Genomic DNA, 16,101 nt, shown 5'->3' on the forward strand with positions numbered 1-16,101 from the left:
TGCTCGGGAGACCAGGTCGCCTGAAGCTTCTCTTCGATGACCTTGGACAACTCCGGTGTCCACTTTTCCTGTGGGAATGGAAGACTTTCGACGCTGGATATTGCTCTCCTGAGAGCGTTCAGCATGGTAATGCTCTTGTGCTGCATTTCGACGGAGTTCTCGGCAAATGGTCGCATGGTGTCTGCCCAGTTTCTTGGCAATATCTCTGGCACTTTTTCCTTGCTGGTGGAGGATTTCTAGCTTGCTTCGCTCGGTTATGCTAAGATGAGTGTAGCTCATGGTGGATTCTCCTTTTGTGAATGGGGTGTGAGAACTTTCATTCTACACGAATCCGACCATGGGCCCTTTGTTTATTTATTTCCAGTGGGTGTCGCACTTCATTTTACAATCCGTCCATCATAAATGTAACATAATAATACAAGAAACAGTTGTCCCCACTCTTTGTTTCCTCTTAAATCATCTGAATTAGCGCCTCATTTTTAAAGCCGATGTGACCTTGACAAGGCTCAATTACGAAATTAATGATGGCGTAATGTTCTGCCCCAGCACCCTGTCTAATGTATCTAGCTTGTTTTTCGACCCGTTCTTCTACAAAAATAATAGATACCTTGTCTACTTCAATAAGGTGGATCAATCCAAATCATAGCGAACTCCTTTCTGTTCTAGCATAGGAAAAGATCTTTCCCATAAGTAACGCCTTCACACTTCTTGTTTCACTCCCGAAATAAAATGATTTTCCCGTTGCCGTTACTTATGGTACGGTTCCCAGCGCTGTCTATAACGACAAGTTTTTGTTTAGCGCATGGATTTGTACACCTTAGCCCCCCCATCTTCTTGCAATCCTGTGTGCTTGCATTTATAAACCGATCGGTATATACTGTACCAAACAGAATGAAGGTGAGGAAATTTTAATGAATATACTCATTCCCCCATTCACTCGCGAATCCGCAATTAAAAAAGTCCGGATGGCAGAAGATAGCTGGAACAGTCGTGACCCGCATCGGGTCTCGCTTGTCTATACAGAGGACAGCCGTTGGCGCAACCGCACCGAATTTCCAGTCGGTCGAACGGAAATTGTCTTGTTACTTACAAAGAAATGGGCTAAGGAGCTAGACTATCGGCTCATAAAGGAGCTTTGGTCATTCACCGATGACCGGATCGCAGTGCGCTTTGCATACGAGTGGCATGACGATAGCGGAAATTGGTTCCGATCATACGGGAACGAGAATTGGGAGTTTGCTGCCAATGGCTTGATGAAGCGCAGGTTTGCATCGATCAATGATATGCCAATTAGTCAATCCGAACGAAAATTTCATTGGCCACTCGGTCGGCGCCCCGATGACCATCCTGGTTTAACCGATTTAGGCCTATGACCCGTACCGTATTCGAAAAGGCCGATGTCATTCCGATGGTTGCTGAGGTTTTTCGCGAGCTCGGTTACGAGGGTGCATCCATGAGCAAGATCACGGCCCGCACAAGACTTTCCAAAGGAAGCCTTTACTATTTCTTCCCTGGAGGGAAAGAGGAAATGGCAGCCGAGATTCTCGCACACATAGATAAATGGTTCATAAGCAACGTGTTTGAGCCGCTCGAACGGGACGAACCCCATGCGGCTATTCAAAACATGTGGCGTGAGATCGATGCGTATTTTCGATCGGGTCAACGTATATGTCTTATCGGTGCTTTTGCCCTTGACGAGACGCGGGACCGGTTCGCTTCGATGATTCGACAGTATTTTAAAAGGTGGATCGATTCCTTAAGTGCTGCAATTGTTCGAGCAGGGGCGTCCATTGAAGTCGCTGCCAAAATTTCAGAAGAGGCGATTGGCAGGATTCAGGGGGGACTGATCCTCAGTAGAGCGCTCAACGATGAAACCATTTTCGAACGTACCCTGGTAGGTCTAGCCGAACGAGTAACGGAATTTTTTGAGGCGACTCATCATGATTGATGCTAGGCATGGAGTTTGTCCGTCCCCTACCTAAAAAACTTGCCGTTACTTATGATACGGTTCACCTCATTGGTTGCTTCGGCAACGAGAAAAAGCACTTGAAAATTTAAAGTGCTTTGATATCTAATAGCGTATTGGATGTTACCTCTTTACCGGACAGTAAATTAACCTCGGTCGTTTCTTTAACAGTCGCCTCTACTCTCAATGGAACGGTGAATTGTTTATCTCTAAGCGCTTTGGATATTGTACCATGAACATGTTCTTCATTATCTGTTATTAAATTAAACTTATTGCGCTTCACGTTAATACCTACTAAATCACCAACTATTTTTATAATAGTTTGTTCTTGTTTTGTTTCTTCATTAATAGCTCTAATGGCGTTGGATATAGTGACATGGTCTAACCGTGATATACGATGCTTTGAGTTTGGAGATGCCCACTCAGCAGTTAACTCTATATCTTCTTCATTAAGCAATTTTAGAAAATCATAATAAATCTTCGTAGCTTTTATATTAAGATTACCTATATAAATTTTAAACTTCTCTATATTATCTGTAGATTCGATTAGTTTCATTAGCGCCTCTAAGGTATGAGATAATTCAGTGTCCCCAAGTAAATCAGATTCAACTTCAGATTCAAGTCTTATGCCAAAAGAAGCCGCATAAAGCCCTACAGCCTTCAGTTTTCCTTTTCTGCTTTGATCCTTACCGAGCTTATATCTCCCTGATTGTTTCTTTTCTAATGGTATATAGTTTACGAGTTCTTGAGTATGAACCAAAGCATATCCCAAAACCAAGGCATCCAGTTCATACTGATGTGTTCCTTTAACATTAAAAGATAGATCTAATACATCTCTTCTACTAAAAAGAGCAACCTTTCGCGTATCTTCCTTAGGAGGCAATTTACTTACTTGTTTGTTTTTCTTGATTACTTCAGGTACTACCTCAACAGGGACTTCATTAGTTACTGGCTCTCTCTTAGCAGCCTGCTTTCCTTCTGTTGTACTAGAGAAACATGGAGTTTCCCCTTTTGAAGGCATAATTTCAGTGTTTTCAACAAACACATCTACAAAGGAGTCTACATCAGGTAATTCATCTTCAATAATGGTTGTGACTTTCCGTTTACTAATAATCACTTCCCCTAGTCCTCTAGCGGGAGTTACAACTTGGTAAATGCTTTTTCTCTCAGAATTAAGAATAACCTCTCTCAATGATATTTCCCCACTGTTTACTGCCTGTAACCTTTTATCAGAAACAGCCACATAGAACCATGTATCTGTAGTAGGTGAGGTATCTATCCAATTGACTATATACTTTTGTCCAAGGTCGCTAATACATGAAAAAACCTTTGGACCATCTACATACTCGTATACGTCGATTATATTTAAAGCACCAATTGGTAATGGCAATTTAAAGTCCATATTCATTCCCCATTACTTAAAATATTGATGAACTGATTGCCCTCTATATACCCACCAATCCACATGAGAGGTGGTTTTCGACTCATTTATAACACCTGTATTATATTTAATCGATCCTTCAGCAATGTATCCATTTTTTTTATAGACCGGTATTTTCTTCTTTTGCTTTAGTACATCGTCTTTATTTTTAAAAACTGATATTGAAGCAGCCACGCAATCAAGTCCCGGTGGATATTGTTTACCTGATTCAATGTGACTTAAAAAGTCTTCAGCTGTTGGAGGATTATTAAGGGCCAGTCTATATACTGTTTCAATATCTTTATTTTGCGAAGAAGCTGGTGGACAGTTCTCCTCGGGCATTGGGCTTCTATATTTATTATTATTGCCAATGTACAAAAAGACCTACCCCTTACGCTTGATTTTTTTTATTTCACCCATTATAAGTAAGACTATTGTACCAGATGATGTTATTTTTTTGTATATAAATATATTAATAGATAAGTTTTTCAAACTCTTTACTTCCCCTCCTCCTCCCCAAAAAATAAAAGCAGAAATACGGTTTGCCCACAGGGAGGTGAGAGAAATGTCCGATAGTGTGGAGATTAATGAGCAATTTGTTCTGGAAGAAGATGAACTGATTAAGCGTATTTTTACATGCACCGAAACATCAGCTATGGTATTGTACCTGTTTTACGAGAAGGACCAAACGTTGGATGCCAAGACGGTCGAGGATATACTGAGTTCCATCCACAATATACAGCAGGACTTGGAGACGGAATTGCTGCATCTTAGAATCGAAAAGACCATAGTAGCTACACGCAACAAAAAAGAGTTCAAATCCAAGAAGAAGGATTAAGAGCCGCAAACGACAACAAAGCCTCAATCGGCTGGATTGAGGCTAGTTGTATTTGGACAGTTCCCAATTGAATATGTTCTTTATAACGTGTAAAACCATTGCCTTATCCTGATCGGAACGGGAAGATAACAGTTCATTGATCTGTCCCAGTTCATCCTGTTGCTCTGCCGGGTCAATGTAACGGAACAAATGCTCCATAGATATGCCCAAGCCAACTACGATTTTTTCCAGACTTTCAATGGTCACATTCTTTTCGCCACGTTCCACCTGACCAATGTAATTGGTATGTAGGCCTGACAGTTCCCCAAGCTCTTCTTGGCTTAACTGCTTTTCTTTTCGAATCTGACGGATACGATCTCCAAGTCTTATAATAAGCTCTGACATATAATGAAACCACCTCAACACAAGCTTATAGGAGGCAATCACTTTACTTAACACACTATAAATGTTACTTGACCTAATAAAAACATTTAACGATAATATGATTAGGTAAACCAACTAATCTAGGGGGATGAAAAGTATGAGCCAACCGAATGGAGAAGAATTGGACCATAAAACTTATATTATGATTAACCACTCCAATGGAGCCAGAATTGAATGTACCCAAAAGTTTTTGTTCAAGTGGATTGCCAAAGGCTTTGAAATTGAAGAAATTCGAGGGATAAACCTGCACCGTTGCGACAGTATGCGAAAAAGGAGGGCTACCACATATATAAAGAATACAAAGACGAAGGCATTTCCGGTAAATCGGTAGAGAACCGTCCCGACCTAAAACAAATGCGCGAAGACGCCAAAAAAGGCTTATTCCAACAGGTTACTGTATGGAAGATAAACCGGATATCCCGCAAACAACTGGACCTGTTAATGATTGTAGATGAGCTAAAAAAACACGGAGTTGCTTTCCGCAGCTATACAGAACAATTTGAAACGGAAACACCAATGGGCCAGTTTGCTCTTCAAATGATGGGTGCTGTCGCTGAACTGGAACGAAATCAGATCGTAGATAATGTCAAAATGGGCATGAAGCAGCGAGCAAGACAGGGGAAATGGAATGGCGGTGTTGTGCTTGGTTATGACGTTGTGGAAGTAAAGGGTAGTACTCAACGTAAGCGCAAAGAGACAAAACTAGCTGTGAATGACAAAGAAGCCTCTTTGGTTCGCCGTATCTTTGAGTATTATGCCAGTGGCAAAGGATTGAAGGCCATCACCAATGAATTGAACCATTTGGGATATAAAAGCAAGCATGGCAAACCGTTTAGTGTAAACACGATTAAAACTATACTGTCCAATCCCTTATACATAGGAAAGATACGGTTTAACAAACAAGAAGACTGGAATATAAAAAGACGTAAGGGAAGCAATAATAATCCTATCATTGCTGAGGGTGAACATGAGGCCATCATCACAGATGAGCTGTGGGAGCAAGTACAAAGTAGATATGGCACAGCTAATAAGTATCATAACCGTGTGTTCTTTGGCAGTTTTCCTTTTACGGGTGTCCTGCGCTGCCCTCAATGTGGGCATGGCATGGTAGCTCAAAGAGCTACACGCAAACGTGCCAATGGAGAGCGATATTACACTTTGTATTATCAATGCGGACAGTTTGCCAACAAAGGAAGTGCGGTGTGTAGGGCCAATAGTATACGTGCCGATTATGTTGAACCGGAAATACTGAGACGGATACAGGAATTTGTGAATCAACCGCAGTTGATCGAAGATGTGATGAATAGGTTAAATGGGAAACAGAAAGTGGACAAGGGGGCTTTGATTGATGAGTTAAAGCAGATTGACAAGGAAATAAGCGACCTTGCACGTAAGAAATCTAAATACTTCAAACTGTATGAGGAGGATATGCTGGAAGTTCATTTACTTAAGGAACGAGTGGGGGAATTGGCAGAGCAGGAAACGGCACTGTTGAAGCGTAAATCGGATATTGAGAACATGCTTAATAGTGAGGATGATGATAAATCCATGGATTTGGCCCGTATTCGGGAGATACTTGGGGAGTTTACACTGTTGTTTGATCAGATGAGTAATGAGCGAAAAAAACAGTTGGTGCATGCGTTGATTAGTCACATAACGGTTAACGATGATAGAAAAATCAATAAGATTGAGTTAAAATTAATTTAAAATATAGATCTTTCCTTAATCTATTGCTATAATAAAAACTGCGGATTAGAGAGATAGGAAGGACAAAAATATGATTCAAATAAATGAGCAAGCAGTTGATTTTAATCAACTAAACCAATATATAATATGTAATTCTAAAAAGTTTACAGAATATATCCCTAATAATGTTGAACCTTTTATCGATCTCATCGTTACTTCCCCTCCTTATTGGGATATGAAGCAATATGGAAACGTTAAACAAACAGGTTTTCAGCAAACATATGAAGAGTATTTAGATGATATCGAACAAACCTTTAACTCGTTATATAAGTTATCTAAAGAAACAGCTACTCTATATGTAAATAGTGATACATTAAAGCGGGATGGAAAAATAATAAGGTTGCCAGATGATATTGCAAGAAGACTTGAGAATGTAGGGTGGATTCATCAGGATATCATAATTTGGGATAAAGGGAAAACCCTACCTTGGTCTAGAAAAGGTCAAATGAGGAATATATTTGAGTATATATATGTATTCACCAAATCAAAGCACTATAAATATTATATTGAACGAATAAAAACTGTAGATGAACTAAAAGAGTGGTGGATTGATTATCCTGAAAGATATAACCCAGAAGGAAAAGTCCCGGATAATATTTGGGAACATTTCATTCCTACACAAGGTAGTTGGGGAACCAAAAAAGATTTTGGTGACAAAGAATTTAAACATGCTTGTCCTTTTCCTCCTGATATGATGGCGAGGATAATTAAATTGTCTTCAGATGAAGGAGATGTAGTTTTTGACCCATATGCAGGGACAGGCGTTCTTTTAGCCACTGCACAAAATTTGAATAGAAGATTCCTAGGACTTGACACAAACCCAGACTACAAGCAGATATTTGAGCAAGTCACAAAACCTCTTATTGAAGAAAAGATACAAGAGATAAATAATTACTATGAGAAACAAGAAAAAATGAAATTGCTTTTATCTAAAACAATATATAAATTACGTATATTAAAATTCTCAAAAGCTATGATAAAAATATTCAATAAAATATTTATACAAAATAGTAAAAATAATTCGCCCCCAATAATAGCAACAATAGTTATTGAGGAAAAAATGAATTGCGAGGAAAAAAACACCAAACATAAAATTGGTAAAGCTAATTACTATTTTGTATTAAGAAATAGTCTACAGCATGTCAACGGAATTCTTCTTATTCTTAAAGAATTGAGCGAGAACGCCCCGTTCTCTAAATACGGACTAATTACCAAAATAAATTTAATCACAGTTGAAGAAGCAATAGATTTATTAGCAACTCAAGAAAACAATTTTAATTTTAATATGTATAGTAATGGAATAGTAAATGATTCTTATGGAGTAGTTTCTTTCGAGAAAATGATAAATTTAATTCAAAATGTAGAAGACGAACTTAAGACTGATGAAAAGAACATTACACCTATATTTAGTAATGTTGAAATAAAAACATCTGATTATGAAGAAATACCAGCTAAGAAGTATAAAAAAAAGAACTATCAATAAAATAATTTCTTAATATAAGGGGCTATTGCCCCTTTATACTTATTTCCTTTAATGTTTCTATATCAAAAGTTATTTTTACACTTTCCCACGTTCCATTGCCTTTATTAAATGGGATATGAGACTCTATGTTATTTTTATCAACTATATATAATTCAGGGCATTCCCCTAAAATCCACAAGTGAAAATAGAACTGTTGTGACGTTTCAGCTACAGACCACTCATTTCTTGTTAAGTAAAAGGGAAATAAGTCTGTATATGTAGTAGCTTTCACTTCTATACAAAGTGGAGAGGCATCTGAGGAACTAACACAAGAAAGGATATCAAATCCTGATAAATTTGATTCAATAGACTGCCAAACTGCATTCTTTCCTGTTCTATTTTTCTCATATTGTAAGGAGAGCTCTTCACCCGCTCTACCTATTCTTAATTTATTGTCCTCTTGATTCTTCCTAGCAATAAAAGCAAGTTGATCCCACCATTCAATAACTGCAGGTTCATAAGAATTAATTAATTCAGCTTCTTTAAAGCACTGTTTCACATTAGGTGGAAAGTATTGAAAAGCTTCTTTTCTTCCCTTGTGCAAAAGATAAGACCATGATGGTCTATACTTCCGAATTAGATGTTTTAATTGAATACGCAGAGCATCCTGCATATTAGCCTGCATTAGTATTTCATTCCCATGCTCAGAAACTTCAATATTACCCATAGAATTAATATTAATCCAACTGCAATTCTTGGATAACTCTAGTACTTGAGTCGAAGTTGTAGCCTGAAATCTCTGAAATACTGAAGTAAATTCGCTTGTATTCATAAAGGTACCACATATAAATTTTAAAAATGTTTGGGCAGAATAGAGTATTCCAACTGAGAATGGCATCTTTTATTTTCCTCTTAAGTGATTAATAAAGTCGAGGATATCCTGCTCACTAAACTCTCCATCAATTTCTTCATCTGCATACTCTGGCTCTATTATAATTGATGGATCGTTTAATACTTGAGACATTCTAGTTATTTTATCTTTTAATCTTCGTTCAACTGATTGATCAATACTATCGGGAGTAATCACTAATTCAACATTTGTACTAATATCCTGAGATAAACCTAAGCGGTGTATGCGATCTACCGATTGCAGAAAATGTGCTGCATTATAACTGCGATCTAAATAAATCGCGTCATGACACACCTTGTGTAGACTAATCCCTTCGCCTGCTGCTGCTGGATTTGCTACTAAAACGTAACAATGAGAATCATCATGGAACCGTTTTATTTTAGCTTCTCTTGTGTCACTATCATCCTCGCTACCAGAATCTACACCTCCATGAATAAAATCTGCACCTAAATCACTAAGCCGATTTGATATTTGTTCTATGCTCTCAACAAATGTTGACCAGATGATAACCTTTTTCCCTTGATTGGCAAGCTGTCTTGCACGAGCACAAACGTAATTGATTTTTGGACTATCTCCTTCCATGATTACATTTTTCAATAATTCATGGTATTGAAAATCACTACCTGCTAATAGTGATGGATTTGAGGCTACTTGTAGAAGTCGTAATACACTTCTGCCCATAGCTCTTAACTTGTTACGATCTTTTGCCGGAATGAGCTCTAACTGTCGCAGTTCCTCATCCCTCATCAAGTTATAAAGATGACGTTGGGCAGAACTCATCTGAACAGAAGTAACTGTATAAATGGGCATCGGTAATCCTAATTCATTTTTAGTTGTTCTAACGTAAACAGGGCGAATATATCCTATAACTGAATCGTTGTCTACTTTGACTTCTGGATACAAGAAATTAAACTGTGGTAATAGATCAGTAATTGAATTAGGAAGAGGTGTTCCAGACATAATTAGTTTCTGTTCTGGAAGATGGGATAAGCGTAATACAGACCGGCCATACACTCCCTCATTTCCTCGTTTAATGCGATGACTTTCATCCAAAAACATAAAGAATGGGCCTTTACTTAAATAATCGGCTACTTCATTTAATGCAGTAGAAAGCTGCTGATATGTAATTATCATAATAAGAGGACTGCTTTCTAGCAATTTCTCAACAGTTTTCGAGCCGCCTCGTAACCTTACGATTTTAGGACTCTCCGGCATACAAACATCTAATGTTTCTTCCCACGAAGCAAATGCATTTTTTGGAGAGACAATAAACAACCTTGTACTTTCGTTTTTTTTCAAGCAATAAAGTGCAAGTGCTTCTGTTGTTTTACCAGCACCTGGGACTGAAAAAGTTGCCCCCGAAGGAAGCCCCGCAAGCTTTGTAACATTCCGCAGTTGATGGTGAGTCAAACTTCTTTGAAAGCCCTTCGCAGCAAGTAAACGTTTTACATCATCCTGAGTATATTGTTCATCTTCTTCCGTTGCTCGCTTGTATGCCCCCTCTCTTGAGATAGACAACTTTAACAGCCTTGTAGCCTCTTCATCAGCTGTCAGCTTTAATTGATTTTTCTTCAAAATCCGCTTAATAGAACTACGAATTGATAAGAATGACCACCAAGGCAATGTAACTGTATTAGTAGTGTTTAAAGATACATCTTGACCAGCTTCCTTGCATACTCTACATATTTCATACCATCCAATATGGGACTCATCGTCTGTTACTAACTGAGCCGCGTGCTTATCTATTAAATAATTGATGTGTAACATTTTTTAATTTCTCCTTAAGTGCTTCAACATGAAACTCGATCGTTTCAAGTTGAGACTGTATCCCATCACTTTCAGTATTATCTTCAAACATATTAACTGCATCTTGTAGTAGAGCATTTGCACGTTGAATTTTTTGGATAACTGTAAATCTTTGTTGGCGATCTTCTTCTGCTTCAATGACGTCTTTTACAATATGGACAATATTTGTTCTATTTTCTTCTTTATCTAGGCTTCGAGCAAGATTCACCAAATCAATCTCAAAATCATCTTCACCTAGCAGATCTCCACCCTCAATACTTTCATTTTTCATCGAAACTTGCTCTTCACTAAGTGGAAACTCTTGCAAGGCTCTTTCAATTATTGCATCAATATTATCGACCACTTTAGGTATAAAACTATGTAACCTCCCCATACCTGGTAACGGTCCCTCCTCAATAAGTGAAAAAGAAATGCTTTGGAATATATCCTTTTTATCATCGTTATCACTTAATTTTTTTCTACCCTTTATAATCGCTTCGAAAGCAAACTTTTCCTTTAAAACGAGCTCATATTGTTTTGGTGTATTGCGAGATTCCAAATATTGATCCACATAAGTCAACAAAAGAATAATATCTTCTATATTCTCTTGTTTCTTATCATAGATAGTAGCAATTCTTTCTGTACTATATCCTTTTTTATCCCGGAGAGATCGATACATGCACCCCTCTGCTGTCCATACATAATCAGCTTGTATATCTTCTACTATTTGAAGCTTTCCTTCAAGAGTAAGAATATCGTCTTCTGAACACGGAGGTAATATAATAACCTCAATATGTGAAAATTTTGGAGGATAATTCCTAGCTTCCAAATCTTTTTTATTCAGTTCTCTCATAGCACACAAACGTCGATTTCCATTGACTACAAAGCCGTTACTATCCAAAATTAAAGGTTCTTCTTGCTCTTTTTTCGAGAAGTAAATCAATAAATCTGTATCTCCTGATTTTAATTGAGATTTTAAAATGTTGTGTTGAGCTTTGTGTACTTCTTCCAACTCAATATCTTTTTCAAAATAGTCTTCTGGAAGTTTATGTTTCGTGTAGTATTGTTCTTGTGAATCTTGTGTACGTCCATTAGATAGTCGATATTTTGGCATCCCAATTTCGACATTAAAAATAGGAAAAAATTCTCTTTTGTTTTGGAAATTAATCGGATGCTTATTTTGATCGAGATTTCTACTGCTCACTAATAGGTCGATTAACTCTCTTCTTTTAGGATAAGCCCAGCCTAATTCCATCTTTCTTCTTCCCCTCTAAATGTCAATTCCGATTACAAAAATCGGTATAGTAATAATTTTTCTATAGAGATATAATTCTTCAACAAATCGATCGAAATTCGCCAAGTTGTCACCCATTACGTTGGCTGCCTGCTTTGTTGGAAGAATGCAAATTCCAGCCTCTATTTTTCCGTTTAGGTATAATGTTTGGAGTTTTAGCATATCAGCGTAAAACCTTCCTACATTACCAGTTTGTAAACAAAACCCTACATTTTCTTTCATAGAAGTAAGTGTGATTTTTTTAGCTTTATCAATTTTAATGTTTCCAGACCAGCCTTGCATTTGAATAAAACGCTCTATGACTTTACGTAAAGGAGTAGCACATCCCTTTTTTATTTCAAACCTAGCAGTCTTTAATGCATCAAATAAGGGCTGAAGTATCTCTCCTTTTATTGCTTGACTCCCAAAATGATGATTATATGTAGTGAGATTCATATGTGCCCCCTGTTTAAATTGATATAACTACTCTAGCAAAAATTTTATCATACTGCTTTCTCTTCTTGTCACACCAGACTAGGTATTTAAAGTAATTATACGTCTTTAGATCAGTAAACAAAACTATAACCTTCACATCACGTTGCCGTTACTTATGATACGGTTCACCCCGATTAATCTTCACCGCCCGGTAAATCTGTTCCACCAGCACTAGTCGCATCAGCTGATGTGGCAAGGTCATCCTTCCGAAGCTCAGCTTCTGCTGGGCGCGGCGGAGGACTTCGTCAGAGAGGCCGTGGCTGCCGCCAATGACGAAAACAACATGGCTTGTACCGTAGGTGCCGAGCTTATCCAATTCCTCTGCAAGCTCTTCCGAGCTCCAGAGTTTGCCGTCGATGGCAAGCACAATGACATGTGCTTCACTTTTCACATGGGCCAGGATACGCTCGCCCTCTCGCTCCTTGACCTGTCGGACCTCCGCCTCGCTCAGTGTATCAGGAGCCTTTTCATCCGCTACCTCGATCACTTGGAACTTAATGTACGGGCCAAGCCGTTTAGCGTATTCTTGAATCCCCATAACCAAATACTTTTCTTTTAACTTCCCTACACCTATAAGTTGAACAAACAAATTTCATACCCCTATCTATGTCGAATGATAATGTGAAATTGTATTTACCGTTCCTCGCATGGAAAGATATCTTTAACATGGCTATTGTAGCACCAGTTTCGTCTCTTACCTATCTATTTCCTCTCCGTTATAAGCATATTCTCTATTCAGGTCATATCCAATCATTTATTTACTTTCTTCATGATGCTCTCCCTACCAGTTTCGTATTCATCAAGACACTGCATTAGCATCTGTCGATATTGGCTGATTTGTTCCGCTGTCGCTGACTCTCGTAGTGATTCGAACAATGCTGTACATTTCTTGAAATTACGATCGTTACCCGACTGATCAGCCAGTTGCATCGCCTGCAAACTAAGCCCCACTGCATCCTGTAATCTATCGTACTTTTGATAATACAAAGCCAAATGATAGCAGTAGCTATAGTAATAAGATATGTTCTCTGCGTCTTCATAACTCCCGAATTCATCAATCTGCTCTTCAAACGTATGTAAAATATCTCCTACATCCAAATGATACATAAGCGCTGCCTGTAATATGGTATTCAGCCCCGGTAATATTTCCTCTAGATTATCCTGTAAAAAGGCTACGTACTCCTCGATCAGCTCTATATTTTCAGACAAAATATCTACTGCATATAAATTAGTTTTCGCTAAAAACCTGAATTCCTCGACAACCAGCATGCCTTCTTCCTCTAAATCCTCCATCCAACCCAGCTCAGCATACTTATAGATGCACTCCCTTGCCTGCTCATACGAACCCTGGTTCTGGTGAGCCATTCCACACATTAGATGACTGAGTCCAAAATAATACACCAGCGGACGCTCTAATTGCACATGCGGGATGGGTAATTTCATCGCTTTATGATACTGCCGATGTTCATAGATATGAGTACACATTGGTACAAAATATCCGCCGTCTCCATCACCTTTTTCCAATTTTCAAAAACCACAGCCATCTCCAACATTTCAACAATGATGTCCGGTTTGAGTGATTTTAGGATAGAAGTTCGCAAAGAGGGTTCCTCCTTTAAAATGACTAGGATAAAAAGCACTCGCTCTTAATATATTCCTTTGTGAAACTCCAAATAAGTAGTACAATAAATTAAATACGGTACTTAATCGCAACTTTTTCAATATATTTTACCGCCTTTATGTCTCTGCTAATTACATCGATACTCTCCTAACCTTTAGGAGAGGTGGTTAATATGACAAAATTACGGAATTCGGTTGGAGAAAGAATTAGAACGATCCGGAAAGCTAAGGGATTAACGCAGCAACAACTTGCGGAACTTTCTGGATTGGATGATGCATATATCGGGTCGGTAGAGCGTGGCGAAAGAAACTTTTCCATTGATACCTTGGAGAAAGTGCTAACCGCCTTAAACGTGTCTATCAGTGAATTGATGTTTTCAAAAGAGCATGTGACTAAAGACGAAACTATTCGGCAAGAGGCAATAGATGAGTTTGTTGCGTTGACCAGCGGATTGAATGAAAAGCAAATCGGGATTCTCAGACGAGTTAGTAAAGAAGTTTCACGTGCGTTCGAGTAAGTCATTCCACCCTAAAAACCCTTGAATACAACAAAAAAAGAGCACCCCTCAGGTGCTCCAGTTTGTATATTTCCATTTTTCACAGCTATCTCATACTCAAGCATACAACATAAAAAAGCTCACTTCATGTCCCAACTGCTTCAAATAATTATAAAGCTGCGAACGGTGATGGAACACATGGGTCACCGTCTCAATCTGCCATTGGACCTGTAAATGCCCATGCTCCATATAAAAGGCCTTCGTCGAGCGGTTCAGATAATCGTCTTCGCTAAGCGAAAGAATATAAGCTTTATAGGCCTCAAAGTTCTCTCTGAAAGCCGCAGCCAAGCGCTCGGGATCTTCCACCCCGGACAGGCTGTTTTCAATGCTTCCCACTTCTGCCTCGGATTTCTCCTGCATAATCGCAAGATCGGAAGCAGGAATAAGCACAAAATGATGTACTAGTTCCAGCAGCGAGCGGAAATTGTCCTGTGGCCGAAAGCTCCAATCCTCCGGACGTATTTTGCGGATCAGGGCTTCCCCTGTCCGTACTCCAGTCTCCAGCTCATTCAGCAGATGATCACGAACTTGCAGTGTTCCACTCATGTTCTCATCTCTCCTTTGTCATACTTCTTCATGTTTTGAGTATAATGGGAGGCTTAGTGCATGTATTGTAAAAATCGGACAACCTGCGAAAATCCTTGGCCGCAGTAAGCGGAGAATCGCCATAGAATCTGCGAAAATCACGGATCAGGTGCGCCTGATCGAAAAAGCTGTGCTTCAACGCTAGCTCCGTCCAGTCCAGGGGGCTGCCGCTTTGAATCGTGCGTAGAACGCTCTGGAAGCGGACGACCTCACTGAACTTTTTGGGGCTGATTCCGATCCATTGCCCAAACTTGCGGTTGAGCTGTCTTTCACTGATCGCTTCGCGCTCTGCAAGCTCCTTCACCCCCACGCTTCCCCCGCTCACAAAAATGCGATGCAGCAAGTTTTTCATCAGGTCACAATCGCTTGTCCTTTGCTGCAGCAGAAGCTGGCTGAGATACTCATCCATCAGGCGCGCCCGTTCATTAAAATTTGACGCCTCCAAAATACGCTCACCCATCATAGCGATACTTTCGGGCCAGATATCTTCGAGGCCAAAATGACCACCTGTAAACAAATGAATCGGCATGCCGTGAAAAAAGTGGGCCCCGCCCGGAAAAAAACGCACAGCAAAAATACGTGTCCCGGCACCTGCCTGTCTGGCAGACACGAATGGATGCGTAAACGTCCCGCAGTACGAAATTGCCTGGCGCTTACTCACCGGTTCGTATTCTAACAGAATATCCGTACAGCCATCAGGTAATACCCGCTCCACAGTTTCTTCCGCCAGCAGACTTAATGAAGCAGCGTCTTCACAAGAAGCTGTTAGATTTCCCCCGGCTACTCTGGCAGCCGGACCGGACTCCCAATAACAAGCTACATAAGCTCTAAGCGCGGCAGACGGCTTTTGTTCGATATAATATGTGGAAGAGTCACTTCCATTGACCTGAAGCGGACGAAACAGTGAATGCAGCCAAGGGTCCATCCATCGTTCACTCCTGTCTTAGCTCGTGCTGAGATTAAATATAGCTCTATGTATGAGGATATTGGAGAAATCCCCGGTATACAAAAAGGACGTTTC

At 39.4% G+C, this 16,101-nt stretch carries 16 protein-coding genes and 2 pseudogenes; 6 read left to right on the forward strand and 12 right to left on the reverse strand.

Annotated elements, in window-relative coordinates:
• Positions 1-279: pseudogene (locus JO375_RS02335) on the reverse strand (transposase); the annotation flags it as partial.
• 632 nt (positions 280-911) lie between these two features.
• On the opposite strand from JO375_RS02335, the gene JO375_RS02340 reads away from it, so the two are divergent.
• Together JO375_RS02340 and JO375_RS02345 are read left to right on the forward strand one after the other, a co-directional pair.
• Complete coding sequence (locus JO375_RS02340; RefSeq protein WP_229522962.1) at positions 912-1,373, forward strand: nuclear transport factor 2 family protein; 462 nt, start codon at positions 912-914, stop codon at positions 1,371-1,373.
• The gene (locus JO375_RS02345; protein ID WP_229522963.1) at positions 1,370-1,948 is read left to right on the forward strand and encodes a TetR/AcrR family transcriptional regulator; all 579 of its coding nucleotides are present in this window, start codon (positions 1,370-1,372) and stop codon (positions 1,946-1,948) included. The genes JO375_RS02340 and JO375_RS02345 overlap by 4 nt, the downstream gene beginning before the upstream one ends.
• A 106-nt stretch (positions 1,949-2,054) precedes the next feature.
• On the opposite strand, the gene JO375_RS02350 is transcribed toward JO375_RS02345, so the two are convergent.
• Entirely contained in the window at positions 2,055-3,368 is a 1,314-nt protein-coding gene (locus JO375_RS02350) for a DUF6575 domain-containing protein (protein ID WP_229522964.1), read from the reverse strand.
• Between the two features lie 12 nt (positions 3,369-3,380).
• Entirely contained in the window at positions 3,381-3,764 is a 384-nt protein-coding gene (locus tag JO375_RS02355; protein WP_229522965.1) for a hypothetical protein, read from the reverse strand.
• Between the two features lie 187 nt (positions 3,765-3,951).
• Here JO375_RS02355 and JO375_RS02360 point away from each other — a divergent pair, with 187 nt between their 5' ends.
• On the forward strand, positions 3,952-4,224 hold the full coding sequence (locus JO375_RS02360) for a hypothetical protein (protein ID WP_229522966.1): 273 nt from the start codon (positions 3,952-3,954) through the stop codon (positions 4,222-4,224).
• Positions 4,225-4,266: 42 nt separating this feature from the next.
• Here the strand turns inward: JO375_RS02360 and JO375_RS02365 are convergent, their stop codons facing one another.
• A complete protein-coding gene (locus JO375_RS02365) occupies positions 4,267-4,608 on the reverse strand; it encodes a helix-turn-helix domain-containing protein (protein WP_229522967.1) in 342 nt (113 codons plus the stop codon).
• A 291-nt stretch (positions 4,609-4,899) separates the two neighbouring features.
• Here JO375_RS02365 and JO375_RS02370 point away from each other — a divergent pair, with 291 nt between their 5' ends.
• Together JO375_RS02370 and JO375_RS02375 are read left to right on the forward strand one after the other, a co-directional pair.
• On the forward strand, positions 4,900-6,354 hold the full coding sequence (locus tag JO375_RS02370; RefSeq protein ID WP_229522968.1) for a recombinase family protein: 1,455 nt from the start codon (positions 4,900-4,902) through the stop codon (positions 6,352-6,354).
• Positions 6,355-6,424: 70 nt separating this feature from the next.
• Positions 6,425-7,876, forward strand: coding sequence for a DNA-methyltransferase (locus JO375_RS02375; protein WP_229522969.1), 1,452 nt, complete (start codon positions 6,425-6,427; stop codon positions 7,874-7,876).
• A gap of 22 nt (positions 7,877-7,898) precedes the next feature.
• On the opposite strand, the gene JO375_RS02380 is transcribed toward JO375_RS02375, so the two are convergent.
• The 6 genes and pseudogenes from JO375_RS02380 to JO375_RS02405 all read right to left on the reverse strand — a co-directional run bounded on the left by JO375_RS02380 (position 7,899) and on the right by JO375_RS02405 (position 13,919).
• Positions 7,899-8,582: a DUF3883 domain-containing protein gene (locus JO375_RS02380; RefSeq protein ID WP_229522970.1), complete on the reverse strand. Its 684-nt coding sequence runs from the start codon at positions 8,580-8,582 to the stop codon at positions 7,899-7,901.
• 174 nt (positions 8,583-8,756) lie between these two features.
• Entirely contained in the window at positions 8,757-10,532 is a 1,776-nt protein-coding gene (locus JO375_RS02385) for a DEAD/DEAH box helicase (protein ID WP_229522971.1), read from the reverse strand.
• Entirely contained in the window at positions 10,504-11,805 is a 1,302-nt protein-coding gene (locus JO375_RS02390) for a hypothetical protein (protein WP_229522972.1), read from the reverse strand. Before JO375_RS02390 ends, JO375_RS02385 begins: the two co-directional genes overlap by 29 nt.
• Before the next feature lie 15 nt (positions 11,806-11,820).
• Entirely contained in the window at positions 11,821-12,279 is a 459-nt protein-coding gene (locus JO375_RS02395; protein WP_229522973.1) for a BglII/BstYI family type II restriction endonuclease, read from the reverse strand.
• Positions 12,280-12,427: 148 nt separating this feature from the next.
• Positions 12,428-12,907 (reverse strand): 23S rRNA (pseudouridine(1915)-N(3))-methyltransferase RlmH, encoded by a 480-nt coding sequence (gene rlmH / locus JO375_RS02400; protein WP_229522974.1) that lies wholly within the window; start codon positions 12,905-12,907, stop codon positions 12,428-12,430.
• A gap of 161 nt (positions 12,908-13,068) precedes the next feature.
• Positions 13,069-13,919 (reverse strand): annotated as a pseudogene (locus JO375_RS02405) (DNA-binding protein).
• Between the two features lie 192 nt (positions 13,920-14,111).
• Here JO375_RS02405 and JO375_RS02410 point away from each other — a divergent pair.
• On the forward strand, positions 14,112-14,456 hold the full coding sequence (locus tag JO375_RS02410; RefSeq protein ID WP_229522975.1) for a helix-turn-helix domain-containing protein: 345 nt from the start codon (positions 14,112-14,114) through the stop codon (positions 14,454-14,456).
• A 96-nt stretch (positions 14,457-14,552) separates the two neighbouring features.
• Here the strand turns inward: JO375_RS02410 and JO375_RS02415 are convergent, their stop codons facing one another.
• Both JO375_RS02415 and JO375_RS02420 read right to left on the reverse strand, forming a co-directional pair.
• Positions 14,553-15,041 (reverse strand): DinB family protein, encoded by a 489-nt coding sequence (locus JO375_RS02415; protein ID WP_229522976.1) that lies wholly within the window; start codon positions 15,039-15,041, stop codon positions 14,553-14,555.
• A gap of 28 nt (positions 15,042-15,069) precedes the next feature.
• Positions 15,070-16,005, reverse strand: a complete 936-nt coding sequence (locus JO375_RS02420; RefSeq protein ID WP_229522977.1) for a helix-turn-helix domain-containing protein — start codon at positions 16,003-16,005, stop codon at positions 15,070-15,072.
• Positions 16,006-16,101: the final 96 nt, after the last annotated feature.

It is taken from the genome of Paenibacillus farraposensis (genome assembly GCF_020736845.1).
Lineage (GTDB): Bacteria > Bacillota > Bacilli > Paenibacillales > Paenibacillaceae > Paenibacillus > Paenibacillus farraposensis.

Excerpts from the sequence above, each read along its gene's own strand:
- JO375_RS02420 (WP_229522977.1), bottom strand. The coding sequence starts at position 16,005 with ATGGACCCTTGGCTGCATTCACTGTTTCGTCCGCTTCAGGTCAATGGA.
- JO375_RS02340 (WP_229522962.1), top strand. The coding sequence starts at position 912 with ATGAATATACTCATTCCCCCATTCACTCGCGAATCCGCAATTAAAAAA.
- JO375_RS02390 (WP_229522972.1), bottom strand. The coding sequence starts at position 11,805 with ATGGAATTAGGCTGGGCTTATCCTAAAAGAAGAGAGTTAATCGACCTA.
- JO375_RS02375 (WP_229522969.1), top strand. The coding sequence starts at position 6,425 with ATGATTCAAATAAATGAGCAAGCAGTTGATTTTAATCAACTAAACCAA.
- JO375_RS02350 (WP_229522964.1), bottom strand. The coding sequence starts at position 3,368 with ATGGACTTTAAATTGCCATTACCAATTGGTGCTTTAAATATAATCGAC.
- JO375_RS02365 (WP_229522967.1), bottom strand. The coding sequence starts at position 4,608 with ATGTCAGAGCTTATTATAAGACTTGGAGATCGTATCCGTCAGATTCGA.
- JO375_RS02385 (WP_229522971.1), bottom strand. The coding sequence starts at position 10,532 with ATGTTACACATCAATTATTTAATAGATAAGCACGCGGCTCAGTTAGTA.
- JO375_RS02360 (WP_229522966.1), top strand. The coding sequence starts at position 3,952 with ATGTCCGATAGTGTGGAGATTAATGAGCAATTTGTTCTGGAAGAAGAT.
- JO375_RS02380 (WP_229522970.1), bottom strand. The coding sequence starts at position 8,582 with ATGGGTAATATTGAAGTTTCTGAGCATGGGAATGAAATACTAATGCAG.
- JO375_RS02395 (WP_229522973.1), bottom strand. The coding sequence starts at position 12,279 with ATGAATCTCACTACATATAATCATCATTTTGGGAGTCAAGCAATAAAA.
- JO375_RS02410 (WP_229522975.1), top strand. The coding sequence starts at position 14,112 with ATGACAAAATTACGGAATTCGGTTGGAGAAAGAATTAGAACGATCCGG.
- JO375_RS02415 (WP_229522976.1), bottom strand. The coding sequence starts at position 15,041 with ATGAGTGGAACACTGCAAGTTCGTGATCATCTGCTGAATGAGCTGGAG.
- JO375_RS02345 (WP_229522963.1), top strand. The coding sequence starts at position 1,370 with ATGACCCGTACCGTATTCGAAAAGGCCGATGTCATTCCGATGGTTGCT.